At 36.2% G+C, this 24,770-nt stretch carries 21 protein-coding genes; all 21 read left to right on the forward strand.

The genetic code is table 11. The features are described from left to right. The coding region (locus FKZ43_RS10745; RefSeq protein WP_140945895.1) for a T9SS type A sorting domain-containing protein at nucleotides 1–450 on the forward strand (450 nt) is incomplete at its 5' end. 158 nt (nucleotides 451–608) lie between these two features. Beyond that, the gene (locus FKZ43_RS10750) at nucleotides 609–3,032 is read left to right on the forward strand and encodes a penicillin acylase family protein (RefSeq protein WP_140945896.1); all 2,424 of its coding nucleotides are present in this window, start codon (nucleotides 609–611) and stop codon (nucleotides 3,030–3,032) included. Between the two features lie 47 nt (nucleotides 3,033–3,079). Further along, the gene (locus FKZ43_RS10755; RefSeq protein WP_219916529.1) at nucleotides 3,080–3,478 is read left to right on the forward strand and encodes a LytR C-terminal domain-containing protein; all 399 of its coding nucleotides are present in this window, start codon (nucleotides 3,080–3,082) and stop codon (nucleotides 3,476–3,478) included. After that, nucleotides 3,475–3,906, forward strand: a complete 432-nt coding sequence (gene rsfS, locus FKZ43_RS10760) for a ribosome silencing factor (RefSeq protein ID WP_140945898.1) — start codon at nucleotides 3,475–3,477, stop codon at nucleotides 3,904–3,906. Before FKZ43_RS10755 ends, rsfS begins: the two co-directional genes overlap by 4 nt. Next, nucleotides 3,866–5,515 carry an arginine--tRNA ligase gene (gene argS, locus FKZ43_RS10765; RefSeq protein WP_140945899.1) on the forward strand — a complete coding sequence of 550 codons (1,650 nt, stop codon included), beginning with the start codon at nucleotides 3,866–3,868 and terminating at the stop codon, nucleotides 5,513–5,515. The genes rsfS and argS overlap by 41 nt, the downstream gene beginning before the upstream one ends. 104 nt (nucleotides 5,516–5,619) lie before the next feature. Further along, a complete protein-coding gene (locus tag FKZ43_RS10770) occupies nucleotides 5,620–8,274 on the forward strand; it encodes a FlgD immunoglobulin-like domain containing protein (RefSeq protein WP_140945900.1) in 2,655 nt (884 codons plus the stop codon). A gap of 235 nt (nucleotides 8,275–8,509) precedes the next feature. After that, nucleotides 8,510–8,962, forward strand: coding sequence for a MerR family transcriptional regulator (locus FKZ43_RS10775; RefSeq protein ID WP_235894753.1), 453 nt, complete (start codon nucleotides 8,510–8,512; stop codon nucleotides 8,960–8,962). A gap of 21 nt (nucleotides 8,963–8,983) precedes the next feature. Beyond that, a complete protein-coding gene (locus FKZ43_RS10780; protein WP_140945902.1) occupies nucleotides 8,984–9,454 on the forward strand; it encodes a DsrE/DsrF/DrsH-like family protein in 471 nt (156 codons plus the stop codon). Between the two features lie 23 nt (nucleotides 9,455–9,477). Beyond that, complete coding sequence (locus tag FKZ43_RS10785) at nucleotides 9,478–9,720, forward strand: sulfurtransferase TusA family protein (RefSeq protein WP_140945903.1); 243 nt, start codon at nucleotides 9,478–9,480, stop codon at nucleotides 9,718–9,720. 7 nt (nucleotides 9,721–9,727) lie between these two features. Continuing rightward, nucleotides 9,728–10,366 carry a hypothetical protein gene (locus FKZ43_RS10790; protein ID WP_140945904.1) on the forward strand — a complete coding sequence of 213 codons (639 nt, stop codon included), beginning with the start codon at nucleotides 9,728–9,730 and terminating at the stop codon, nucleotides 10,364–10,366. After that, a complete protein-coding gene (locus FKZ43_RS10795; protein WP_140945905.1) occupies nucleotides 10,356–11,645 on the forward strand; it encodes a (Fe-S)-binding protein in 1,290 nt (429 codons plus the stop codon). The genes FKZ43_RS10790 and FKZ43_RS10795 overlap by 11 nt, the downstream gene beginning before the upstream one ends. 55 nt (nucleotides 11,646–11,700) lie before the next feature. Then, nucleotides 11,701–13,077 (forward strand): T9SS type A sorting domain-containing protein, encoded by a 1,377-nt coding sequence (locus FKZ43_RS10800; protein WP_140945906.1) that lies wholly within the window; start codon nucleotides 11,701–11,703, stop codon nucleotides 13,075–13,077. 105 nt (nucleotides 13,078–13,182) lie between these two features. Beyond that, nucleotides 13,183–15,744 carry a glycosyltransferase family protein gene (locus FKZ43_RS10805; RefSeq protein ID WP_140945907.1) on the forward strand — a complete coding sequence of 854 codons (2,562 nt, stop codon included), beginning with the start codon at nucleotides 13,183–13,185 and terminating at the stop codon, nucleotides 15,742–15,744. Nucleotides 15,745–15,773: 29 nt separating this feature from the next. Continuing rightward, nucleotides 15,774–16,949, forward strand: coding sequence for a glycosyltransferase family 4 protein (locus tag FKZ43_RS10810; RefSeq protein ID WP_140945908.1), 1,176 nt, complete (start codon nucleotides 15,774–15,776; stop codon nucleotides 16,947–16,949). A 14-nt stretch (nucleotides 16,950–16,963) separates the two neighbouring features. After that, entirely contained in the window at nucleotides 16,964–17,905 is a 942-nt protein-coding gene (locus FKZ43_RS10815) for an FkbM family methyltransferase (protein WP_140945909.1), read from the forward strand. Next, nucleotides 17,902–18,843 (forward strand): glycosyltransferase, encoded by a 942-nt coding sequence (locus FKZ43_RS10820; protein ID WP_140945910.1) that lies wholly within the window; start codon nucleotides 17,902–17,904, stop codon nucleotides 18,841–18,843. Before FKZ43_RS10815 ends, FKZ43_RS10820 begins: the two co-directional genes overlap by 4 nt. Before the next feature lie 20 nt (nucleotides 18,844–18,863). After that, nucleotides 18,864–19,940, forward strand: a complete 1,077-nt coding sequence (locus tag FKZ43_RS10825; RefSeq protein WP_219916530.1) for a glycosyltransferase family 4 protein — start codon at nucleotides 18,864–18,866, stop codon at nucleotides 19,938–19,940. A gap of 14 nt (nucleotides 19,941–19,954) precedes the next feature. Next, nucleotides 19,955–21,136, forward strand: a complete 1,182-nt coding sequence (locus FKZ43_RS10830; RefSeq protein WP_140945912.1) for a glycosyltransferase family 4 protein — start codon at nucleotides 19,955–19,957, stop codon at nucleotides 21,134–21,136. Further along, complete coding sequence (locus tag FKZ43_RS10835; RefSeq protein ID WP_140945913.1) at nucleotides 21,136–22,581, forward strand: oligosaccharide flippase family protein; 1,446 nt, start codon at nucleotides 21,136–21,138, stop codon at nucleotides 22,579–22,581. The genes FKZ43_RS10830 and FKZ43_RS10835 overlap by 1 nt, the downstream gene beginning before the upstream one ends. A 64-nt stretch (nucleotides 22,582–22,645) precedes the next feature. Beyond that, the gene (gene porX / locus FKZ43_RS10840) at nucleotides 22,646–24,217 is read left to right on the forward strand and encodes a T9SS response regulator signal transducer PorX (protein ID WP_140945914.1); all 1,572 of its coding nucleotides are present in this window, start codon (nucleotides 22,646–22,648) and stop codon (nucleotides 24,215–24,217) included. Further along, nucleotides 24,218–24,640, forward strand: coding sequence for a tRNA (adenosine(37)-N6)-threonylcarbamoyltransferase complex ATPase subunit type 1 TsaE (gene tsaE / locus FKZ43_RS10845; RefSeq protein ID WP_140945915.1), 423 nt, complete (start codon nucleotides 24,218–24,220; stop codon nucleotides 24,638–24,640). It begins immediately after the preceding gene. Nucleotides 24,641–24,770 lie beyond the last annotated feature (130 nt).

Raw genomic sequence — 24,770 nt, forward strand, 5'->3', positions numbered from 1 at the left:
AACGGAGTTCTTTATTTTGATTTTGGGAGCGGATATGGTTTTGAATTTGGGGATTTAAATTGTGTTTTTAGTTTTTCATTGAATGGAAAGCCAAGGGAAGGTTCTTTGAGTTTAAGGGTTAGGTTATATGATGAGGGATTAAATTTGTTTGAGAGGGTTTATAAGATAAGTTTTGTTGAAATTCCTGTTGAATATCGTTTATATCAGAATTATCCAAATCCTTTTAATCCTGTGACGGTGATTGAGTTTGATATACCAGAGAGGGTAGGGGTTGAGATAGTTGTATATGATGTTTTGGGTCGTGAGGTTAAGAGGGTTGTAGATGGTGAGTTTGAGCCTGGTAGATATAGAGTTAGTTTAGATGGTGATGGTTTATCAAGTGGTGTTTATTTTTATGTGATGAGGGCAGGTAAATTCGTTGATGTGAAAAAAATGGTGCTGGTGAGATAGAGAAGGGGAGTTAAAAATATCAAGCACTTTTAAGTAGAAAATCATTAAGTAATGGGGTGAACCTTAAGGAAAAAATTTTTAAAGTGGGGGGTGTTTTTTGAAAAAGGGTGGATAATTTTGTAAATTTTTTAAGCAAAAATATAAAAGTTTGAAAAGAAATGTCAACAACGGCTAAGGTTATCGCTGGTGTTTCATTTGTTTTGATAGTTGTCCTTATCTCAGCAATAGTTTTATCCTACGGTCTTATCAATAAGACATTACCTTCGCTTGAAGGTGAAGTTCGGACGCAATTTTTAATTGACACGGTTCAAATCTATAGGGATGAAAACGGCATTCCTCACATTTTTGCTAAAAATGAGCATGACCTTTACTTTGCTCTTGGTTATGTCACCGCTCAGGATCGGCTTTGGCAAATGGACCTTTTAAGAAGGATAGCAAGCGGTAGATTGTCTGAAATTTTTGGGGTTCAGACGCTTGAGATTGATAAACTTTTCAGAACGCTTGGGCTTTTAAAAACAGCTCAATCAACGCAAAAAAATCTCAGCGGAAAATCAATTGAAATTTTAAAATCATATTCTGATGGCGTTAACTTTTTCATCGGAACGCATAAAGACAAGCTTCCAATTGAGTTTAAACTTTTGAATTACGAGCCAGATGAATGGACAATTGTGGATTGTCTTCTCATAACGAGATTAATTGCTTGGCAACTTAATTTTTCTTGGTGGGCAGAACCAGTTTTCTCCGAGATTTTATCAAGGGTTGGGGTTGAAAAATTCAAAAGTATAATTCCCGAATATCCTGATGATGCGCCAGTTATAATTAAAAAATTTTTACCACCAACGGGAAAATTCGTTGATGCGAATGTAAAGTTTAGAGAGATGTTCGGTATGGTTGCGGATGGTTTAGGAAGTAATTCCTGGGTTGTTTCCGGGGAAAAATCGGAAACAGGGAAACCACTTCTTGCAAATGACCCTCACTTGCCGTTTTCTCTGCCTTCAATATGGTATCAAGTACATTTAAATGATGGAGAGTTTGATATAGCTGGCGTTTCAATACCGGGGACACCGGGAATTGTCATCGGAAGAAATAACTACATCGCTTGGGGACTTACAAATGTTATGCTTGATGATACTGATTTTTACATTGAAACCATTGACTCAACCGGGACAAAGTATCTTTACAATGGAAATTGGTTTGAACTTGATGTTAGAGAGGAGGTTGTAAAAGTCAAAGGCAAGGGAGAGTATAGGTTTAAGGTATTATCAACGCATCGCGGACCGATAATAAGCGATGTTTATGAATTTAGCTTTTCAGAATATATCCCAAAAGCTGATGCTAAATTTATCGCTTCACAAGCTGTTTCAATGCGGTGGACAGGAAATATGATTTCCGACGAGGTGTTCGCTTTTTACAAAATCAATCATGCAAGGAACTGGAGCGATTTTAAAACCGGTTTGAAGTTTTTTGCCGTTCCAGCACAAAACTTTATCTATGCGGACATTTATGGTAACATCGGTTATTACTGCGCAGGCAAAATCCCAATAAGGGAAAATTTAAATCCAATAATTTTAAATCCCGGAGATACAGATAATTTTGATTGGGTTGGGTTTATTCCTTTTAATGAACAGCCGAGTGTTTTTAATCCATCTGAAAAATTTATCGCCACAGCAAATAACAAAATTGTTGGTGGAAATTATCCTTACTACATCAGTTATCTGTGGGAGCCGGAATCAAGAGCTATGAGGATAAGTGAGATTTTAACATCAAAAGAAAAGTTCAGCGTTGACGATTTCAAGAAATTGCAACTTGATTATTTTTCACACTATGCAAAAGAGATGACACAATATATCATAAACGCTTTTAATGGAGTTGAAGTTAAAGATGCTTTTGTAGCTAATGGAATTAATTATTTAAAAGAGTGGAATTTTAACTTTGGGAGGGATGATATTGCAACAAGTATATTTAACTCTTTTTTGATCCATATGATGAGAAATACATTTGAGGATGAACTTGGTGAGGAACTTTACAAAAGATTTGTGTTTTATTCGGGGATTCCAGTTAGGATTTTGAAGCAACTTATTGTCAACAATGATTCGCTTTGGTTTGACGATGTTAAGACCACCATCGTTGAAAGTAGAGATGAGATTATAAGGAAAAGTTTTGCTGATGGGATAGATTATTTGAGGAATTTGCTCGGTGATGATATGAATGAATGGCGTTGGGGAAAGATTCATCAACTTAAGCTTGTACATCCTCTCGGCTTAAAAAGCCCATTTGATAAAGTTTTCAACCTTGGTCCATTTGAAGTCGGTGGTGCCGGGACCACTGTAAATAACGCTGGTTTCAGCCTGCTTAAACCATTTGATTGTGTATTAGGTCCATCAATGAGGCAAATTGTTGATTTTTCTGAAAATTTATTATATTCAATCATACCAGCGGGTCCATCTGGGCAGATAATGAGTAAGTTTTATGATAGCCAAACAAAAATTTATTTAAACGGCGGTTATTTGAAAATTTATTTTGAAGTGGAAAAGTTCAGGAATGAAAAAACAAAAATTTTATACCTTTTACCTGAGGGATGAAATTCAAAGCGAAAAAAATAATTTTGCTTTTTTCGGTCGTTTTTACGTTGGCGATTTTAGTCGTGGTTATATTGAAATTTTCTGCCTCCGATTATAAATTTTCAAATGATGAAGAGGAAATTTCAGTTCAAGATCCGTCTTATCAAATTGATGTTCAGAATGGTTGTGGTGTTGAAGATGTTGCTTTTCAGATAACGCAGTATTTAAGGGCGAAGGGTTTTGATGTGATTGACTACGGAAATTATGGGACGACGGTGAAGGAAAGTTTTATAATTGACCATGTCGGTAAGCCCGATACAGCGCGTTTGATAGCAAAAGTGCTTGGAATTGATGAAAGAAAAATTATCAGGTCAAAATCAAAATACTACAATGAGTTTACGGTTGTAATCGGCATGGATTACATTATGTTGAAACCATTTAAAAACAAAAGCGAGGGCGCTTTTTGAGACCGAAAACGCTGGCTAAAAGAATAGCACAACTTGCTCTTCAAAAGAAGGCGGAGGATATAGTTATAATGGATGTACGCAAACTTACATCTGTAACTGATTTTTTCGTGATATGTTCGGCTGATTCTTCGGTTCAACTTAAAGCAATTGTTGATCATATCGTTGAGGAACTTGAAAAGAAAGGAGTAAAGGCATGGCATGTTGAGGGTTATTCAAATTTGACATGGGTTTTGATTGACTATGTTGATGTTGTCGTTCATGCTTTTTTGAAGCCAGCGAGGGAATTTTATGGACTTGAAAGATTTTGGGGCGATGCAAAGTTTGAATATGTTACGGATGATTCGTTGAAAACCAAAAAGAAAACAAATAAAGGCGAAACCGATAAAGATGCTCCCATCAGCGAAGGAATATCTGAAAGCGAAAATTGAAAATGCCTTAAGTAAAATTGGCATTGATGTTAATGGAACGCAACTAACTCTTGAAAGACCTAAGCTTGAACAGTATGGGGACTTTGCTACAAATATAGCGATGTTGATTGCGAAAAAGTTGGGTAAAAACCCAAGGGAAATTGCGAAAGATATTGTTGCAAATCTTGAGATTGAGCCCGAGTTTATTGAAAAAGTTGAAATCGCTGGTCCTGGGTTTATAAACTTCAAACTTTCTCCATCGTTTTACATTGAACGGATTAAGGAAATTTTAAATCAAGGGGAAAATTTCGGAAGGCTTAAAATTGGTGAGGGGAAGAGAGCAAATGTTGAGTTTGTAAGTGCAAATCCAACTGGTCCTCTAACAGTTGGGCATGGGAGAAATGCTGTTTTGGGTGATACGATAGCTAATATTCTTGAGTGGGTTGGGTATGAGGTGATCCGCGAGTATTATTTCAACAACGCTGGAAGGCAGATGAGGATACTTGCTGATTCGGTGCGATTGCGTTATCTTGAACTGCTGGGCGAAAAAATTGATTATCCGCAAGATTATTACCAGGGCGATTACATCAAAGATATAGCGAAGATGTTAATTGATGAGTATGGTGATAAGCTTAAAGATGGGGCGGACCTGAAAATCTTCAAAGAGAAGGCCGAGAAAGTAATTTTTGACGATATTAAAAAGACATTGAAACGACTTGGGATTGAATTTGATGTTTATTATAACGAGGACTGGCTTTATGAGAAAAAGATTTGGGAAGTTGTTGACGAGCTTGGAAAAAGGGGTTATATATATGAGAAAGATGGAGCGGTATGGTTTAAAGCGACAACGGCTGGGGGGGATCAAGATAAGGTCTTAGTGAAAAGCACAGGAGAACCAACTTATAGATTACCTGATATAGCATATCACATTGAAAAGTTTAAAAGGGGCTTTGATTTAATTGTTGATATATTTGGCGCCGACCATATAGCTGAATATCCAGATGTTTTAAGGGCGCTTGAAGTTCTTGGGTATGATATTTCAAAAGTTAAGGTTTTGATCTATCAGTTTGTCACAATAGTGAGAGATGGTGAAGTTGTTAAGATGTCCACAAGAAGGGCAAACTATATAACGCTTGACGAGTTAATTGATGAGGTTGGTCCTGATGTAGTTAGATTTTTCTTTCTCAATAGAAGTCGCGATGCTCACCTTAATTTTGATCTTAACCTTGCAAAGAAGCAGTCAGAGGAAAATCCCGTTTATTATCTTCAATATGCTCATGCAAGAATTGCGAGTATTTTGAGATTTGCAAGTGAAATGGGGGTTGAGATTGGGGATATTGATAAAGTAGATTTCAAACTCATAAAGGAGGAAGAGGAGGTTAAGTTAGCAAAATTACTGAGTGAATTTCCGGATGTCGTAGGGTCAGCTTACTATTCGTTTGAGCCGTTGAAGTTGATAAATTATTTAAATGAGGTTGCTGAGACATTTCATTATTTTTATCACAAGCACAGAGTTGTTGGGTCTGACCTTGATTTGACAAGGGCGCGACTTGCTCTTTGCCTTGCTACGAAGATTGTGCTTGCAAATGGATTTAAAATCCTTGGGATAAGCGCTCCGGAGAGGATGTGAACGAATTTTGAAAATGGATTTAAAAATTCGCTGTTTTAACTTGACTTTTGAAATAAAATTGTTTATTATAGAAACGAATAAAAAACCAAACAGGAGGAATCGTCATGTGGCGTAAGTTAACAATTTTAACACTTCTTATTTCTCTCATCCTATTTTATCAATCTTTCGCTGATGTCTATCCGAGCAATGTTAGGATTACTCAGCCGTATAGCGATGAGCCATTTGATGGGAAGTTTGATGATTATACGGGCGCTAAGATATGGTTTACGCTGAATGATTCTGCCACGAGAGTGGTTGTTAAAGTTTATCACGATGTAAACCCAGCTCATGTAAAGACATTTGAACTTTACAATTTAACGATGGGCGAGCATTGGGTTTATTGGGATGGAACGCTTGATGATGGAAGTTTAGCTCCTGCGGGGAATTGGGTTGTTGAGATAACCGCAGAGCAAGCAGGCGGGTATAGCGCTTGGACGATGTATTATGATGACGATACCGGAGCAAAAGGCTTAAACATTTACACGCGTGGCGTGGATATTAATAAAGATCCAAAAAGCAAAGATTTTGGATTTATTTATGCGGGAAATTCCGGAGGACCAATTGGTAATGGTATAATAAGATATAGAGCAGATGGACAACCAGCTGGAGATGAAGGCAAGCCATTAATATTGTCAACTAAAGATGTTCTTGGAGCGAATAATGTATTTCACACAACAATTGACTATCTTGGAAGAGTTTATGTATCAAGGACAGCAGCAGGTGATGGGGTTTATAGGTATGATCCAAGGGATGGCTCATTAAAGAAGGTTGTAAGTTTTTCTGGGCGACCGAAAGGTTTAGCTGTAAGCGGAACAGGAAGTGATTTTAAACTTTACATAGCTAATGGAGATAGATATAACATCCTTGTTGCAAGATTGGGAACGGATGACACTTTAACAGTTCCACTTGATACAATTGCTGTTTTTTTGCCTGATAGCTTGTATGTGAATGATTTAGTTGTTATAAATGATTCTGTTATGTATGTGAATCTCAAAAAGGGAACTGGAACTTTTGGTGCTAATCCAAGCTGGACGGAAAAATATATCATCTATGGAAAAACTCGGGTGACAAGGGCTGATACAGTATGGTCTATCTACTGGGGATCTGCAGCAAATATAGCAGGAATAGCCTATTACAACGATCAGTTGTTTATTTCGGTTAGAGAAAGCCCGGCTGGAAGCATCAATGGTGTTTGGAGAGTTTGGGATTTGAATGCAACGACACCCAGCTATGAGCGAATCTTTAATCCACCATTAGGTACTATCAGCTCAGCTGCCGATTTAACTGTTGATATTGTCGGCAATATCATCTTCTTTGAAAATACCAATGAGCATATATACTTTATCGCCCCACCAAATGGACCAAACTCTTTTACTCTTGTGGCTCCCGACACTATAAATATCACAGCGCCAGGAAAAGCCGTCAAATTAGTTTCAATAGCTGAAGCAAGAAAAGATGAAGATAATGACTATATCCCCGACTATAAAGCCACAGGCGATACCCTGATGGTCGTCGGAACAGTGTTTAGCCCAAATTATACACTGCCCACCAATACATCTTATTATATCTATGATAATACTGGTGCAATCAATGTTTTTAAATCAGGCGTTGCTTTAAACTTTAATCCGGGTGACCGTTTGCTTGTCATAGGTAAAATTGACCAATTCAGAGGTTTAACTGAAATAATTCCTCTGACAGCTGATTCAACGACTATAAGAGTTGTTGCTACTGGTTATCCCTTGCCAACACCGAGAAGGTTAACGGTTTCTGAATTTCTGAGCAATTTTGAACAGTATGAGGCACAATTAATCCAGCTTGATTCGCTCTGGAAAGCGTCAACTTCTGTAGCTTGGCCGGCTTCTGGTTCAGATGCAAATATGACTTTTGTCTCTTTTGCAAAAACTGAAACATTGACTGTTAGAATTGATAGAGATACAGACATTGATGGACAACCAGAACCGCAATATCCAGTTACTGTGATCGGGATAGCATCTCAATATACCACTGGATCAGCTGTTGTTACAGGTGGATATCAAATTTTGCCGAGATATTATGCCACCGACTTTAGAACAATAAATCTTCCACCAGCGCCTCCTATACTTGCACTCCCAGCTAACTATGCTTCGTTACATATACTTTCAACTGATACTGTTGAATTTGTTTGGTATAAAGCGCTTGATGGCAATGTCCCACCTGATACAATCACATATTATTTACGACTTGCTAAGGATTCGGCGATGACACAAGTTGTTAGGGTTGATACCCTTATTGCTGACACAGTTAAAGCGATAAAAGGCGCTGACTTATTCCCATTGTTCACGCCTGGGGATACAACGCTTGTTTTGTGGTGGAGAGTTGATGCAACTGATAAAAAATCCCCAGCGGTTAAGTCAGCGATTTGGAAACTTAACTTAACTAAACCTACAAAAGTTGAAATTGCTGAAGATGGTATTCCTACCGACTATTACCTGAGCCAGAATTATCCGAATCCATTCAACCCTGTGACGACGATTAAATTTGGTTTGCCAGAGGATGCTCAAGTTGAACTTTCAGTTTATAATATCCTTGGTCAGAAAGTGGCAACACTTGTTAATGAATACAGAAGAGCCGGGCATTATGTAGTCCAATTTGACGGTAGCAATTATGCCTCTGGTACTTACTTCTATGTTTTAAGAGCTGGTAATAAAGTTCTAAAGAACAAGATGCTTTTAATCAAGTGATTTTCCCATAGTCCCCCTACACATAGTCCCAATCCATTGCCCTCCCCTGAAACGGGGAGGGTTTTTTATTTATGAAGCAAAATTTTCTCAATTTTCCCGCTTTTGTCTCAAATTTTCCCAAATCTAATAAACAAATTTGATGAAAAAGCATTGACTTTCAATGTGTCTTTCTTGGCATAGGTTTTGAAATCTATATTTTTGAACATAGATTTTTTGAATTTAAAAATGTAGAATTGTGAAGCCAATAAATAAAAAAGAGCCGATATTTCCGATAGGTATTGTTGCCCAGAGATTAGGAATCTCTGAAAGTACGATAAGAATGTATGAGCGAGAAGGTTTGATAATACCTTACAAGAAAGAGAGCGGGCATAGGTTATTTAGCGAGCGTGATATGGAAAGGATTGAGTGCATAAAAAAGACGATAGCGGAGAAGAAAATTAGTATTGCTGGGATAAGAAGATTATTGGCTTTGATACCTTGCTGGGAAATTAAAAATTGTCCAATTGAGATCCGAAATGAATGTCCTGCTTATGTTGATTATGAAAAGCCGTGTTGGCTCCATAAGGTAAATTTAAAAGGCGATTGCGCAACCAATGAATGTCGCGAGTGTGAGGTTTATAATTCAATTAAAAGCTGTGACGAATTAAAAGAACTTTTAAAAAAGTATCTTGTTAGTTCTCAAGTTTAAAATAAAAATTAGAGAGGGCAAATGGAAAATAACAAACTTTCAATGGTTGTCTTCAGCGGGGATATGGATAAGTTAATGGCAGCGTTTATCATAGCAACTGGTGCAGCTGCTTCGGGAATGGAGGTAACTATGTTTTTTACATTCTGGGGCTTGCAAGCGATTAAAAAGAATGAAAAGACAGGGAGAAGTTTCTTTGGACGGCTACTTGGTTTTATGCTGAAGGATATTAACGGTGTTGGTCCAAGTAAAATGAATTTCGGTGGGATTGGGCGTTGGATGTTTAAGAAGATGATGAAAGCAAAAAATGTAGCACTTCTGAATCAGTTAAGAGAAATGGCTGTTCAACTTGGCGTTAAGCTTGTTCCCTGTCAAATGAGCATGGAAGTTATGGAAATATCCACAGAGAATTTAATATCAGGTGTTTCCGCTCCCGTGGGTGTTGCAAGTTTTCTTGAAGAAGCCAGGAATTCAAAAATTACACTTTTCATTTAAAAACAAAAAAGTTAAATGTAAAGATGAACGAGCAAATAAAAGTAGACCTAAAGCTTGATCTAAAAGGATTGCTCTGCCCATTACCAATAGTCAAGTTATCACAAGCTATAAAAGATTTGCCAATTGGTGCTGTTATTGAAGGGGTAGCAACTGACCCAGGTGTTATGGCTGATGTTCCAGCATGGGTTAAATCAACTGGGCAAGAACTCATTTCAATTGAACAACAAGGGAAGGAATACAGATTTTTGATTAAAAAAGTAAAGTGAGGATAATATGCTGAGTTTTTCAAAGACAATTGCTTTGATTTCTCTTTTATTCTTTTTCGCTGGGATTTTGTATCATTACTTTGTGACGCGAAGATTAAAGCTTCCACCTGATTTCGCACGTCCAAAAGGTTCGTGGAAAGTTGGAGTTCTTTATTCTTTTACTTTTGGTATGATGCCTTGGGCAAAGGAGAGCACTAGAAAACATTGGCTTGCTTATTTGCGTGGCGTTGCTTTTCATATCGGGATATTTACAGGATTGTTCACTCTCGCTCTGAGTTTTTTCATTAATCAATTCAATGAAACAGTGAATTTAATTTTTGCGTTGATTGTTGGATTTGGCGCTTTAATGGGGTTTGCTGGCATCGTTATGAGAATTGTTGAGAGAAATTTGAGAGAAATAAGCACGCTTGATGATTTTATTTCTGTAGCTCTTGTTTCCATTTCTCTTGCTTTTATAGCGCTTGCTTTAATTGAGCCAGCTTTTAAGATACCGATGTATTTGGTATCGGCGATTATGTTGTTTTACGCACCGCTTGGGAAAGTTAGACATTGTCTTTATTTCTTCTTCTCAAGATTTTTCTTTGGTCTTCATCTTGGTAAAAGAGGAATTGTTCACAGATTTACGGAGGTAAGCTATGGCAAATAATGGGACGCTTCAAAAAGCACTTGAAACACTTGAAAAGCAATTAAATCAGCCATTAAAAACAGCTCTTGAAGTTTGCGCACGATGTGGAATTTGTGCTGAATCTTGTCATTATTATGTTTCTGAGCCGAAGATTGAGCATGTCCCGGCATATAGAGCTGAACAATTGAGAAAAATTTACAGGAGGAAAAATAATTTCTTAGGCAAGATTTTCCCTCGTCTGGTTAATGCTATTGACCTTGATGAAAAAACTTTTGATAAACTCGTTGAGATGGCTTTCTCTGAGTGTACGCTCTGCCGAAGGTGCACATTCAATTGCCCCCTTGGTGTTGACACTCCTCTCGTTATGAGAACAATAAGGGCTATGGCTACAGCTACAGGAAAAGCTCCCGAGATATTAGTTATGCTTGCAGATGCAGCGATTGCAAAGGGTGAAAATCCCGAAATTTTTAAAGAACTATTTCTCCAACAAATTTCTGAGCTTGAAAGAGAACTTCAGGAAATTACGGGAGACCAAAATGCCAAAATTCCAGTTGAGAAAGAAGGTGCAAGGATTTTGTATGTGGCTCTTGCTGGTGCTCATACAATTTTGCCACCAGCTATAATTTTCAACGAGGTTAAAGAGGATTGGACCTTGAGCTTATATGAAGCAGCAAATTATGGAGTTTTCCTTGGGGATGTTGAAAGGGCGAAAAAAATTGCGAAAAGGATAATTGATGAAGCGAAAAGGTTGAAGGTTCAAGAAGTGATTGTCGCTGAATGTGGGCATGCTTGTGCAGCTCTTGTATGGGATGCGCCGAATTGGTTTGGAGAGAAATTCCCATTTAGAGTAAGAAGTATAATTGAGTTGTTAGCTGAATATATTCAAAAAGGAATATTAAAGGTTGAAAAAATTCATACGCAACCGATAACTTATCACGATTCATGTAATCTTGCAAGAACCGGTGGAATTTTCAGAGAGCCGAGGTTAATTTTAAAGTCCATTGCAAATGATTTCAAAGATATGAATCCGAATGGAATTGAAAACTACTGCTGTGGCGGTGGTGGAGGACTTGTTGCATTACCTGAATATTACGAGAAGAGAATGAGGGCAGGTAAGCCGAAGGCAGAGCAAATTAAAAAAACGAACGCAAAAATTGTGGCTGCAGCTTGTGAAAATTGTAAACTTCAACTTGCCGACTTAAATAACTACTATAATCTTGGCGTTGAAGTTAAGGGAGTTGTTGACCTAGTGGCTGAAGCAATTTTGCATAGAAAAAAATCAATATCATCAGTTAGTTAAAAGCACCTTTAAAAAATTAATTTGTCAAAATCAAAACAAAACTTTGGAGGTAGCTATGAGGTTAAGGACATTGTTTTCCGTCTTGCTTTCACTGTTTGTCTATTCACTCGTTTTTTCTCAAGACCCTGCAAACTTCCCAACGAGCTTGCACAAAACAAGAGAAGGAAAACGCACATGGTATAAGAAAGAAAACGGTGGATTTGAAAACATCACTAACATTCCAGTTGAGAATGTAAATTGTTTGAAATGTCATCCTGGGACGAAAGCCGATGGAACACAGATTGATCCAACGACTTACACACCTGATTGTAATGATTGCCATAACTTTTCAGCTGGAACGCAAGTTCCCGATGATATTTGTTTGAAATGCCACAGCAGACAGAAAAATGAAAAAGCTCTTTATCCAGGGGTTGATGTTCACTTTGCTAAAGGTTTGACTTGTATGAGTTGCCACACTAAGAAAGAGATGCATGGTGATGGGACAAGCTATCAATCCTGGCTTGATCCCGGAGCAACTGAGGTAAGATGTGAGCAATGTCATTCACCTCTTACGAGCAATCCATCTCATGATATTCACTCTGCAAAAGTTCATTGCACAGCTTGCCATGCTAAAACAGTTATAACTTGCTATAACTGCCATTTTGAAAGCGAGTTGCAGGCAAAAATTAAAAGACCATATGGCATACTTCGTGATTTCGTTTTACTTGTCAGAAGAATGCCAGAGGGTAAAGTCTATTCTGGAACGGTCATGTCGCTTAAATATCAAAATCAAACATTTGTCACGATTGCACCTTACAGGTCTCATATCATCATGCCAAAGGATTCAACTCGTAAATGTTCTGAATGCCACAACAATGCAAATATTCAAACCTATAATCAAACTGGTCAAATTTATGTTGTGAAATGGGATGATAATCAAAAGAAGCTTATAAATACTAAGGGAGTTATACCAGTTCCACCGAATTGGATGACAGCGTTAAAATTTGACTTTGTTGATTATACGGGCAGGGTTGATTCCGCAACTGACCCAACCAAGTGGGTGTTCCTTAAATCAGGTGCAGACCTTGCGCAAGAGCTTTCTGCTTATGTTGCTCCTCTTACAGCCGAGCAGATGACGAAATTATCAATGCCTGTCAATGTTAAAGATGGAACAACACTTTTGCCAACCGAGTTCAAACTGTTGCAGAATTACCCGAACCCATTCAACCCAAGAACAACGATTGAATTTCATCTTCCAAAAGCAACGAATGTAACAATTAAAGTTTATAATTCAATTGGTGTTGAAGTAAAGACACTTGTCCGAAATAAAAGATATGAAGCGGGTATTCATAGAATAACTTTTGATGCTGGAAATCTCCCAAGTGGAGTTTATATCTACAAGATGACGACACCGGAGTTTTCAGCTTCGCGGAAGATGGTCTTGCTTAAATGATATTTTCCGTTGATCAAATTCAGCTGGCGGAGGCAATCGCCTCCGCTTTTTTATTTTTGGGCGAAAATTTTTATTTTTTAAGCAAAAATTAATCCGCCCCAATTTATGGCTGAAAAGAAGAAAGCAGGAAAACAAAAAAAGGAACAGATTTCAACCACTAATGAATTAATACCCCCTAAGTATCATTCCATGGTTTATCTCCTATTAATTTTATTTGCGCTTTTCATTTTTTTCAATGAGGCACTTTTAAAAGGGAAGGTTTTTATCTCCGGTGATATAATCGCTTTTAAAAGCTGGGTGGCTTTAATTGAGGACGCAAAACTTCAAAATGTCCCGCTTCTTTGGAACCCGTATATTTTCTGTGGTATGCCTGCCTATGCTAGTTTAAGCGTTGGCCCAGAACGCCCGTTTGATCTTTTGGGAATAACAAGAGACTTTACATTTAACCTGATTTTTAAAATCATCCCGAATCGTGATGTTTTTGAGATGGTCGTTTACTTGTTCTTGATGTCAATCGGCGCTTACATTCTATCGCAAAGAAAAGGAATGGGAAAATTTGTATCTTTTATCGTCGCTTTCTCAATGTCCTTTTCAACTTTTTTCATTGTTTGGCTCACCGTTGGACATCATACAAAAATTATTACAATGTCAGCTTTTCCATTTGTTTTGCTCCTGATTGATGAGTTGATGAATAGATTTAAGTTGCTTTACTTTGTTTTGCTTGTCGTCGCGATTTGGTTAATATTCGCAGCTTCACATATTCAAATGATGTTTTATGTCTATTTGGCGGTTGCTATTTATTACCTTACTTACTTCATCCACAAAATCCTCCGCAAAGAAAACATTATTGGTTTGATCAGATCAGGATTGCTTTTTTCGCTTGCAACTCTTTTTGCATTTGGAATTTTCCTTGATAAATATCTTCCTGTCTGGGAATATAACCATTATTCAATCAGAGGACAACCACCGTTGATTGAGAAGATAAATCAACAAGCGTCAGGAAAATCAGATAGACAAAGTACAGGGCTTGATTATGACTATGCAACGCAATGGTCTTTTAGCCCTGGGGAGATTTTGACATTTTTTGTTCCTTCTATTTATGGCTTTGGATGGAGAAATTACACGGGCGTTTTAACTGGTGGTGAAACTGTCAGGATAAACACTTATTTTGGTCCGATGCCCTTTACCGATGCTCCAAATTATTTAGGTGCGATAGTTCTTTTACTTGCTATTATCGGTGTCGTTTTCAATTTCAAAGAAAATATATTCGTCAGGTTTCTTGTCTTCCTTGTCATAATCTCTTTGTTTATCTCTTTCGGGAAAGAATTTCCCCTTGTCTACGACATTTTCTTTTATTATGTTCCTTATTTTAACCGTTTCAGAGTTCCGAGCATGATTCTTGCTCTTGTTATGTTTGCAGTTCCGGTGCTTGCTGGGTTTGGTTTATCTTCAATTATAAACTTTTACCGCAGTGGTATAAGCGAAAAGGTGAAAAATGTTTTCAGAAATTTGACAATTGCCTCAACCCTTTTACTTGCGATCACGATTTTTTTACCGAATTTTGTTTCCGAGATTTATAAGTCAATTTTTGCTGACAATCAAGCTGTTGCCCTTGTGATAAAAAATAATTTCGGCTTTGTAAATCAGGAAATTTATAATAGGGTTTCACCACACATCTATCAATTCATCTTTGACAATTTCATCAAAGATTTACGAATTTTCCTTCTCCTAGCTTTGCTTTTGTTTGGCTTATCTTATCTTTACCTGTCAAAAATTTTAAAGCAAAATATATTCAATCTCGGCATCGCATTGCTTGTCATATTTGACCTTTGGCGTGTGGATTCTCTTACACTTCACTACTCAGATAAAGAAGACCTTCAATCAATCTTTAATCCGCCAGATTATGTGCAGTATATAAAACAAGATACAACTTTATACCGAATTCTTGAGCTTAGCTCTGGGCAACCGGTTATGTCAAACCACCTTGCGATCTATCGCCTTCAAAATGTTTACGGCTATCACGGGGCTAAAATTAGAGCATATCAAGACCTTATTGAAATAGCTGGGATAACTAATCCGTTTGTGCTTAACATTTTAAACACAAAGTATGTGATAAGCGATAATGTTGACACAGTTTATGGAAATCTTGTTTTCAATGGGACGAGAAAAGTTTTGTTTAATAAAAATTACCTTCCGAGAGTTTTCTTCGTTAATCGCTATGAAGTTTCACAGCCGATTCAAATTTTAAACAAGATGAAAAATGCTGAATTCAACCCGATGGATGTCGTTTATCTTGAGGATACATTGGATATCAAAATTGACCCACCATCTCAGGATGCTTTTATTGAAATACTTGAGTATCAGATTCAAAAGATAAAACTAAAAGTGAAAGCAACTGGGAATAACCTTCTATTTTTGAGCGATGCTTGGTATCCGAAATGGAAGTGTTTTATTGACGGGAAGGAAACTCCAATTTTAAGGGCAAATTATGTCTTTCGTGCTGTTGTTGTCCCTGATGGGGAACACGAAATTTTGTTCGTTTATAAAGACGATGAGTTTGAACTCGGCAGTAAAGTGAGTTTGGGTATCAATATATTTGTCCTGCTTTTGCTTTTCGCGTCAATCTATCCTAATGTCAAAAAGTTAATTGATAAGCATAAAAGTTAAAAGTGAAGATTTTAATTTTAGCACATAAAATGCCATATCCACCAAGAGATGGTGGAAGTGTTGTGACTTTAAATTATGCAAAAGCTTTTGCAAAACTCGGACACGATGTGACAATCCTTGCGATGCAAACCTATAAAAGAAAATTTAACATTGAAAACATCCCTAACGACCTTAAGAAAGCGATAACCTTTTACGCTGAATACGTAGATACCAAAATTAAGCCAATACCATTCGTTGTAAATCTTTTCAGCAAGAAATCTTATCACATTTGGAGATATGGCTCTTCAAGAAAATTTGCAAAGAAGTTGATTGAAATTCTTAAATCAAAAAAATTTGATATCGTTCAGCTTGAGGGTCTATATCTTGATCCTTATCTTGAACTTATAAGAAAGCATTCAAATGCAAAGGTTGTGATGCGCGCGCATAATGTTGAGCATGAGATACTTGAAAAGTATGCAAAGTTTGAAAGATCCCTATTGAAAAGGGTTTGGCTTGAAATTCAAGCTAAAAGATTAAAGAAATATGAGATGAATCGTTTAAAACTTTATGATGCCATTGTTCCGATTTCAAATAAAGATGCCGAAAAACTTTCTCGGGTTCGTATTCCTTTGTTTGTCTCAGATGGTGTGATTGATTTAGATGATAAAGGAGTTGACATTTCAAGCATTGAATTTCCTTCTCTTTTCTATATCGGCGCCCTTGATTGGTTTCCAAATCAGCAAGGACTTGAATGGTTTTTTGAAAATGTGTGGGATGAGATAATTTTAAAAAAGCCAGATTTGAAATTTTATCTTGCGGGTAGAAACCCAGATGCTTGGGATTTTATAAAGAGGAAAAAGTTAAAAAATGTCATAACACTTGGTGAAGTTGAGGACGCATATGAATTTATGAAATCAAAATCTATAATGATCGTACCACTTTTTGCCGGAAGCGGTATAAGGGTAAAGATAATTGAAGCGATGGCGCTTGGAAAAGTCGTAATATCAACAAGCATAGGTGCAGAGGGAATTGAGTGTGAAGACGGGGAGAATATCTTGATAGCTAATACGAAGGAGGAGTTCGTTGAGAGGATTCTAAGATGTGTTGACAATTTTGAGCTTTGCAAAAATATAGGCGAAAAAGCCAGTAAACTTGCAAGGAAAAGATACAATGTGGGTGAAAAAGCAGAAGAATTAATTGAGTTTTACGAGGCAATAAAAAAATAAAAAGGCGTTTATCTATGGCACAATTAAACTATAGCGAAAGGTTAAAATGGATTGAAAAATTAAATGAAGATGTTAGCAAATTCAGGATGGGTAAAATTAAAAAGTTTTTGAAGTATCCATTGTGGACGATAAAAACATCAATTATTTCAAGGTTTCTACATAATGTCTTGAAAGATCGTGTGTGTATTCACTCAAAAGTTAAGTTATTTTTTGGCGAATATATGTATTTAACTTTTCCGCCGTATTACGATATAAAATTTCATGGTTCTTATGTTAGCTCGGATTCAGAGGTTAGAATGACAAAGTATTTAATTAAGGTTCTTAAAGAGGGTGACATATTCTTTGACATCGGAGCAAATCAAGGATATTATTCTATTTTAGCTTCAACATTAGTGGGGAATTCTGGGAAGGTGTATTCATTTGAGCCAGACCCTCAAAATATTATGTTGTTAGTGAGGAATAAGAGAAGCAATGTTGTGATTGTCGAAAAAGCGGTGAGCAATTCTTTGGGTGAGTTTGAATTTTACTCTGTCGTTGGAATTCCAATCCTTTCTTCCTTTGAGCTTAACTATGTATCAAAATATCGTCATAGAAAAATTAAAGTTGAAGGAATTACTCTTGATTCCTTTTGTGCCTCTGAAGGAATAGTACCAAATTATATCAAAATCGATGTGGAAGGAGCGGAAGAAAAGGTATTAATTGGTGCAAGCAAGCTCCTTAAAGAGCATTCACCTATAGTTCTATTGGAGGTTTGGTTTAAACCTTTCACTGAAAATTACGAGAGATCTATTGACATTTTAAATTCATATGGGTATAAGATGTTCGCTATAGATGACGAGGGAGGACTTAACAAAATTCAAAGCTTGATTCAATATTTTGACTACCTTGGCGATAAATTTAACCATCTACCATTCACCGGAGATTTTTTTGATAACATATGCTTCGTTAAAACATGAAAACTATCAAGGTTTCAATTATAATCCCAACTTATAACTGCTCAAGCTTATTAGAAAGAGCAATAAAAAGTGTTCTCGCACAAACATATGAGAACTGGGAGTTAATCATTGTTGATGATGGCTCAACGGATGGTACGAAAGATCTAGTTGCTAATTTCCGAAAAATTGAACCGAGAATTAAATATATCTGGCAAAATAATTCTGGAGCCCCAGCCAGACCAAGAAATACAGGCATAAAAAGTGCCTCAGGTGAATACATTGCTTTTCTTGATCATGATGATGAATGGCTTCCAAATAAATTAGAAAAACAAGTAGCGTTGTTGGAAAATTCACCTGAAATTGCTTTTGTATCTTGCAATGTCATCGTAGTTTCTCCAAAAAGAAGTGAATTTATTTCTTCGCCAAAATATAAAGGTGAAAATTTTTTAAAAAAAATGTTAGAAAAGAATTTGATATTAACTGCAAGTTCGGTTGTTGTGAGGAGGGAGATTTTTGACAAAGTTGGCTTATTTGATGAGACGCTTAAGTTTGCTGATGATTGGGATATGTGGGTGAGAATTGCCTTAAAATATAAGTTTGATTACATTGATGAACCGCTGGTTAAATATTTCTGGCACGGTAAAAATAGAATAATAAAAACAAATATAAGCGAGCGAATTCAGGATTATGAGTATTTCATTTATAAACATTGGGTTCTTTTAGAAAGATTTCCTAAAGCAATGGATGTAAATCTTAGATACCTTGGTTTACTGAACATGCAAAATAGTAATATTCGGAAAGCTCGGCAGTATTTCCGTTTAGCTTTGACATATACTCCCTGGTCGGTGAGGACTCTCATTAATTTTGCTCTTTCATACTTTGGATCTGACATTTACGATTTTGCATTACGCTTTAAAAGGAGGGTTGAAAGCTTGGTTGATAGAAATAAATTGAGGTAGCCTTAATGGTGCACCTAACTTTGATTGCTACGTTCTTAAGGCAAAGGGGAGGCATAGAAAGGGAAAATGAAATGCTTCTAAATAAGTTGATCAATGATGACGAAATTGAGAAAATCACATTAATTTCCCCAGTTGGCTTTGACCAGATTAAAGATGAGTATCTTAAAAACAAAAAAGTTGAATTTCTCGTAAAGTTAAATTTCAGAAAAATTCCAACGGTTATTGAAATCGTAAATAATAGCGACATTTGCCTAATAACAAACGTCAGACCGACCGCAATCCCGGTTCATCTTTTTAAATCAAAAAGAGTCAAGACAGTTCAAGTCGTTCACGACATAATACCTTGGCTTTATCCTCGCTTTTTCCCTTTTATAAGTGGATTAACTTATAGAACCTTTAAACTTCTCATCAAAAATAAACCTGATCTTTACATCGTTCATTCAGAACATACGAAGAGTGATTTGGTAAGATACTGGGGGATAGACCCTAAAAAGATTGTTAAGGTTTGCTATGGAAGTTTTGTGAAGCCTGTTTTGCCCAGAGAGAATTTCGGAAGCAAAAAAATTTTATTTGTGAGCACGATAGAACCAAGGAAAGGTATTGATAAACTTCTTGATGCATTTTTAATTGTTAAAAAAGAAATACCCAAAGCGCAATTGATAATTGTCGGTAAAGTTGGGTGGAAAGCCAAACATATCTTTGAAAAAATTCACAAGTTCGTTGATCTAAAAATTGGTGTGGATTACCTTGGGTATATCTCTGATGAAGACCTCATGAAATTATATTCTGAAGTGGATGTCCTGGTGTACCCATCGGTTTATGAGGGATTTGGGGTTCCACCACTTGAGGCTATGGCCTGCGGTTGTCCAGTTGCTGTCTCAAATGTATCCTCTATCCCAGAAGTTGTTGGAGATGCAGGGGTATATTTTAATCCGCTTGATGTTAACGACATCGCTGGAACTTTAATAAGAATTTTGAAAGATGACGAACTTAAAATTGAAATGAGCAAAAGGGGAATTGAAAGAGCGAAGATGTTTAATTGGGATAAATGTCTTGATGAATTTATAAGTGTTTTGAAGTCATTAATCAAAAATTAAACTCGTTTTAACCTGTGAAGAAAGTAGCCCTTGTGAGGGGGAATGGTTTGACAAAATTTGAAATACAATACTATGAGCCTTTGATCGATAATTTTGAGATATGGGGTATTTGCTCGCTTAATAACCCTTTTTCAATAGGTGGTTTGAAAATCAATGTGAAAAAACTTCCATCTGTTTATGACCTCGAGATGTTTTTCCCAAATGTATTTAAGCTGAGAAAAATTTATCAAAGGATTTTTTACTATGAACTTTTTCTGCAAAAGATATTTGGGTTGGAAAACTTACTCAAAAATTTTGATATAATTCATTCTGCCGATGTTGAATACTTTTATACTTATCAGTCCGCAAAAGCGAGATTGAAATATGATAAGCGACTTGTCATAACGCAGTGGCAAAATATACCCTTTGCTTATGGGTTCAGAGGTTATAATTTTGTTAAGTCAAAGCGATTTAAAAAAATTGTTGAAGCGGTTGATGTTGCAATTGCAACTTCTGAAAGAGCGAAATTAACACTTGTTCTTGAGGGATTTCCAGAGGAAAAGATTCAGATCGTCAAGCCAGGGGTTGATGTTGAAAAATTTAGACCGATGGCGAAGGATTTTAATCTGATGAGAAATTTGGGAATAAACGAAGATGATAAAGTAATTCTTTTCTCTGGAAGATTACAGTGGCAGAAAGGCATAATTGTTCTTTTGAACGCATTTAAACTTTTAGTTATGGATAAGGATTTTGATGGGAATAAATTGAAATTGCTGATCGTCGGTGGAGGACAACTTTTGAATTGGCTTAAGAAATTTGTTCGTTTCCTTGATATTGAGAAAAATGTGATTTTCGCTGGATATGTTGATTATGATGAAATGCCGAAATTTCATAACCTTGCCGATGTTTTTGTTTTGCCAAGCATTCCTGATAAAAGATGGCAAGAGCAGTTTGGGATGGTCTTGATTGAAAGCATGGCTTGTGGTAAACCGGTCATATCAACTTTAAGTGGTTCAATCCCGGAAGTCGTTGGGGATAATGCGATCCTTGTTCAGTCGTTTGATTTTTTTGAACTTTACAAAGCTCTGAAGAGAATTTTATCAGATGAAAAATTACATTATGAACTTGGGAAGCGGGGTAGGGAATTTGTCGTGAAAAATTATAATGCTGTTGACACAGCGCAAAAAATTAAAAAAATTTACAACTCTTTGATTTGATGCCCTGGTCAAGGAAAAAAGCTATAACGGATATAACTTTTGTCACCTTATCACAATATCTGACCCAATTTATATTAATTTTGCGTGGTTTTATTTTTGCAAAATTTCTTGGACCTGAACTATTTGGGGTTTATTCGGCAATTTTTCTCTTTTATACCTACGGCGTTTACGCTCAACTTGGAATTTTGGATGGTCTTTGGCGCCTCGTTCCTTATTTTTTAGCTCAAGGAGATGAAGCGAAAGGGAGAAATTATCTATCTACCGGATTTTGGGCATTGAATTTTTTCGGATTAACTTTTGTCTTTCTTGTTTTTATCATAAAACTCAATTTTATTGTTTTGTTAAGTGCTCTCGCTGTCTTTTTCTTTTTAAATTTTAGTTTCATGCTTCTAAAATTTCAAATTCAGCATAAGTTCAAGCTTCTTGGGGTATATCAAACATTACTTTCAATTGCGGATCTTATTTTTTCGTCAATTTTAATGTTTAAACTTCATGTTGAGGGTATTTATATCGGAATGAATTTAGCTCTAATTTTAACTATTTTGCTTGCAAGCAAAAACTTGAATTTGAAGTTTGAAAGACATTTTGACCTATTTGAGCTTAAAGAGATTTTGAAAATTGGTTTTGTAAACTTACTTATTGGGTTTGGATTAAGATTGTTGATGACGATGGATAAATTTTCAGTAGCAAATTTTTTTGATAAAGCAAGCATGGGATTTTATTCAGTAGCGTATAGTATCGGGATGCTGCCTTTTTTTATTCCGATGACTTTGAATCAAGTCATTGGTCAAAGGATGATTGAGGAATACGGGCGAACAAAGGAGGTTCAAAGTTTGAAAATCTTCCTTGACGAAAGTTTGATCTTTTTATCTTTCGTCCTTCCTTTTGTTTCAATTTTTGCTATAGCATTTGCTGAACCATTTATAATTTTGCTCCTTCCCAAATATCTCTACAGTTTAAAACTCGTTGATAAACTTGCGATTTCTTTTTATTTCATTTCTTTAAGTGCAATACCTTTGACTTTCCTCGTCACAATAAATGAGAGAAAGTGGATAATTGTCTCTGAGTTTTTATTAATAGGATTGCTATTTATAGTTAATTATGTAATTGCAAAATCAAGTTTGGAACTTGTTTGGATAACTTACGCTGTTCTTGTCGCCTATTTTCTCTATTTCATTAGTTTGATATATCTAAGTTATAGAAAATTTTACGACATTTTGAAGATTTTTAATCTGGCATTGAAACTTTCTCTACCTGTGTTTCCTATTTTTCTTGTTTTTTCGTTGAAATTTATAAATTTCGGAGAGTGGGGGAACTTGGTTAAGTTTTCTTTAAGAATTATAATCGGGTTAATTTGGATTTCATTTGCAATTTTTTATTTGAAGAGGAAAACTGTTATAATATCGCAAATGATTCAAATAATCAGAGAGAGGGTTGGGCTTTGATATTTGTTTATTTAAGTTTGGGTTTTTAATTTTTAAATGAAGGAAACAAAATTATTTGAAAGATATGCAGGAGAAAAAGGGACATATACTGTGGATAGATGATGAAATTGAACTTTTACGCTCACACATTCTATTTCTTGAACAGAAAGGTTATGAAGTATCGGTGGCAACGAACGGTGATGATGCGGTTGAGTTTTTAAGGGAAAGAGGGAAGGATATTGATTTGATTTTACTTGATGAGATTATGCCTGGTAAAGGTGGATTACAAACATTGATTGAAATTAAAGAGATTTTCCCAGGCATTCCCGTTGTGATGGTTACAAAAAATGAGGAAGAAAGTTTGATGGAGGAAGCGATCGGTTATAAGATAAGTGATTATCTTACTAAGCCGGTGAACCCGAGCCAGATATTAATGGTCTGCAAAAAGTTTATTGAAGCGAAAAAGATAGCCAGCGAAAAGCTTACTATGGAATATCTTCACGGGTTTCGTGCTATATCAAATGCTTTGATGACCGAACTTGATTATCAGGATTGGATTGAAATTTATCTGCGACTTATAAAGTGGGATATTGAACTTGACGAACATCCAGAAGTTGGTTTAAGGGAATCTCTTTTTGAATTGAAACGGCAATGCAATGTTGAATTCGGTAAATATATTGAAAGGAATTATCCCGATTGGATAGAGTCGGAGGATAGACCTATTCTCTCTGTTGATATTGTTGAGAGATATATCATCCCTGAAATTGAAGATGGAAAGAATGTTATCTTTTTTGTGGTTGATTGTATGCGACTTGATCAATGGATTATGCTTGAAAAGGAGTTACATGACTTTTACATCGTTGAAAGAGATTATTATTATTCTATTTTGCCGACCGCAACCCCGTATTCAAGAAATGCTATATTTAGTGGTTTATTCCCGATTGAGATAGAAAAAAGATTCCCCGAGCTTTGGGAGGGGAATAATGATGAGGAAAGAAGTAGAAATAAATATGAGAGGGAATTTTTAGAGGATCAGCTAAATAGAAGGCGGGTGAAATTGAAATCAAAGATAAGATATTTTAAAATAATTGACCCTGATTTTGGTGTTGGTGTTGAACAAAACATAGCAACATATGCTCAAGGTCAATTGACAGCCATTGTGGTAAATTTTGTTGATATGCTTGCGCATAGCAGAAGTGATTCAACTGTGATTAGGGAACTTTCATTTGATGAATCAGCGTATAGAGAAGTTACACGGGCATGGTTTGTTCATTCTTCTTTTTACAGGATGTTGAAGACGATATCAAGGTTGAAAAATGTAGTTGTGTTTGTTACAACCGACCATGGGAGTATAAGGGCTTTGCGAGGTGCTAAAGTTTTGGCAGATAGGGAAGCTGCTACTAATTTAAGGTATAAATATGGGAGAAATTTGAACTGTGATGAGAAGGAGGCGATTTTTATTGAAAAACCCGAAACCTATAAGTTGCCAAAGAGAGGCGTTGCAATAAATTATATAATTGCTAAGGAGGACTATTATTTTGTCTATCCAACCGATTATCATCATTATTTAAATCTTTACAAAGACACTTTTCAACATGGAGGCGTGTCACTTGAAGAAATGATAGTTCCAATAGTAAAACTTGTACCTAAAAATTAAATGACTGGAAAATTCCTTACACGAAGCGAAGATGAGACAATTGAACTCGGTAAGAGATTTTCCACAATTTTAAAACCCGGGGATGTCGTTGCTCTTTTTGGAGATCTCGGTTCGGGAAAGACGAAATTCGTTCAAGGCGTGTGTATTGGTCTTGGTGTTTTCGAAACCGTCAATAGCCCAACCTTCATAATCATGAACAAATACAAAGGACGCTTAACAGTTTATCATTTTGATTTTTACAGGGTGAAAAGTGTAGACGAAGTCATTGAAATCGGGTTTAGAGATTTTATTTTCAACGATGCAGTATCATTGATAGAGTGGGCGGATGTTGTTTATGAACTTTTGCCAAGCAAAAGATATGATGTTTATTTAAGGTTTGTGGATGAAGAAAATGAAAGAGAAATAGAAATTGTAAAACGATGAAAATACTTGCGATAGAGACATCAACGGATATTTGTTCTGTTTGCGTTATTGCAAATGGAAAAACATCACAATGCGAAATTAATTTAAAGCAAATTCATTCGGAAAAAATAATTTCTTTGATAGATCAATG

Origin of the sequence: Candidatus Thermokryptus mobilis (assembly GCF_900070205.1) — a bacterium.
GTDB lineage: Bacteria > Bacteroidota > Ignavibacteria > Kryptoniales > Kryptoniaceae > Kryptonium > Kryptonium mobile.

Coding starts and splice junctions, on each gene's coding strand:
- FKZ43_RS10750 (WP_140945896.1), top strand. CDS start 609: ATGTCAACAACGGCTAAGGTTATCGCTGGTGTTTCATTTGTTTTGATA.
- argS (WP_140945899.1), top strand. CDS start 3,866: ATGCTCCCATCAGCGAAGGAATATCTGAAAGCGAAAATTGAAAATGCC.
- FKZ43_RS10770 (WP_140945900.1), top strand. CDS start 5,620: ATGTGGCGTAAGTTAACAATTTTAACACTTCTTATTTCTCTCATCCTA.
- FKZ43_RS10780 (WP_140945902.1), top strand. CDS start 8,984: ATGGAAAATAACAAACTTTCAATGGTTGTCTTCAGCGGGGATATGGAT.
- FKZ43_RS10785 (WP_140945903.1), top strand. CDS start 9,478: ATGAACGAGCAAATAAAAGTAGACCTAAAGCTTGATCTAAAAGGATTG.
- FKZ43_RS10790 (WP_140945904.1), top strand. CDS start 9,728: ATGCTGAGTTTTTCAAAGACAATTGCTTTGATTTCTCTTTTATTCTTT.
- FKZ43_RS10795 (WP_140945905.1), top strand. CDS start 10,356: ATGGCAAATAATGGGACGCTTCAAAAAGCACTTGAAACACTTGAAAAG.
- FKZ43_RS10800 (WP_140945906.1), top strand. CDS start 11,701: ATGAGGTTAAGGACATTGTTTTCCGTCTTGCTTTCACTGTTTGTCTAT.
- FKZ43_RS10805 (WP_140945907.1), top strand. CDS start 13,183: ATGGCTGAAAAGAAGAAAGCAGGAAAACAAAAAAAGGAACAGATTTCA.
- FKZ43_RS10810 (WP_140945908.1), top strand. CDS start 15,774: ATGCCATATCCACCAAGAGATGGTGGAAGTGTTGTGACTTTAAATTAT.
- FKZ43_RS10815 (WP_140945909.1), top strand. CDS start 16,964: ATGGCACAATTAAACTATAGCGAAAGGTTAAAATGGATTGAAAAATTA.
- FKZ43_RS10820 (WP_140945910.1), top strand. CDS start 17,902: ATGAAAACTATCAAGGTTTCAATTATAATCCCAACTTATAACTGCTCA.
- FKZ43_RS10835 (WP_140945913.1), top strand. CDS start 21,136: ATGCCCTGGTCAAGGAAAAAAGCTATAACGGATATAACTTTTGTCACC.
- porX (WP_140945914.1), top strand. CDS start 22,646: ATGCAGGAGAAAAAGGGACATATACTGTGGATAGATGATGAAATTGAA.
- tsaE (WP_140945915.1), top strand. CDS start 24,218: ATGACTGGAAAATTCCTTACACGAAGCGAAGATGAGACAATTGAACTC.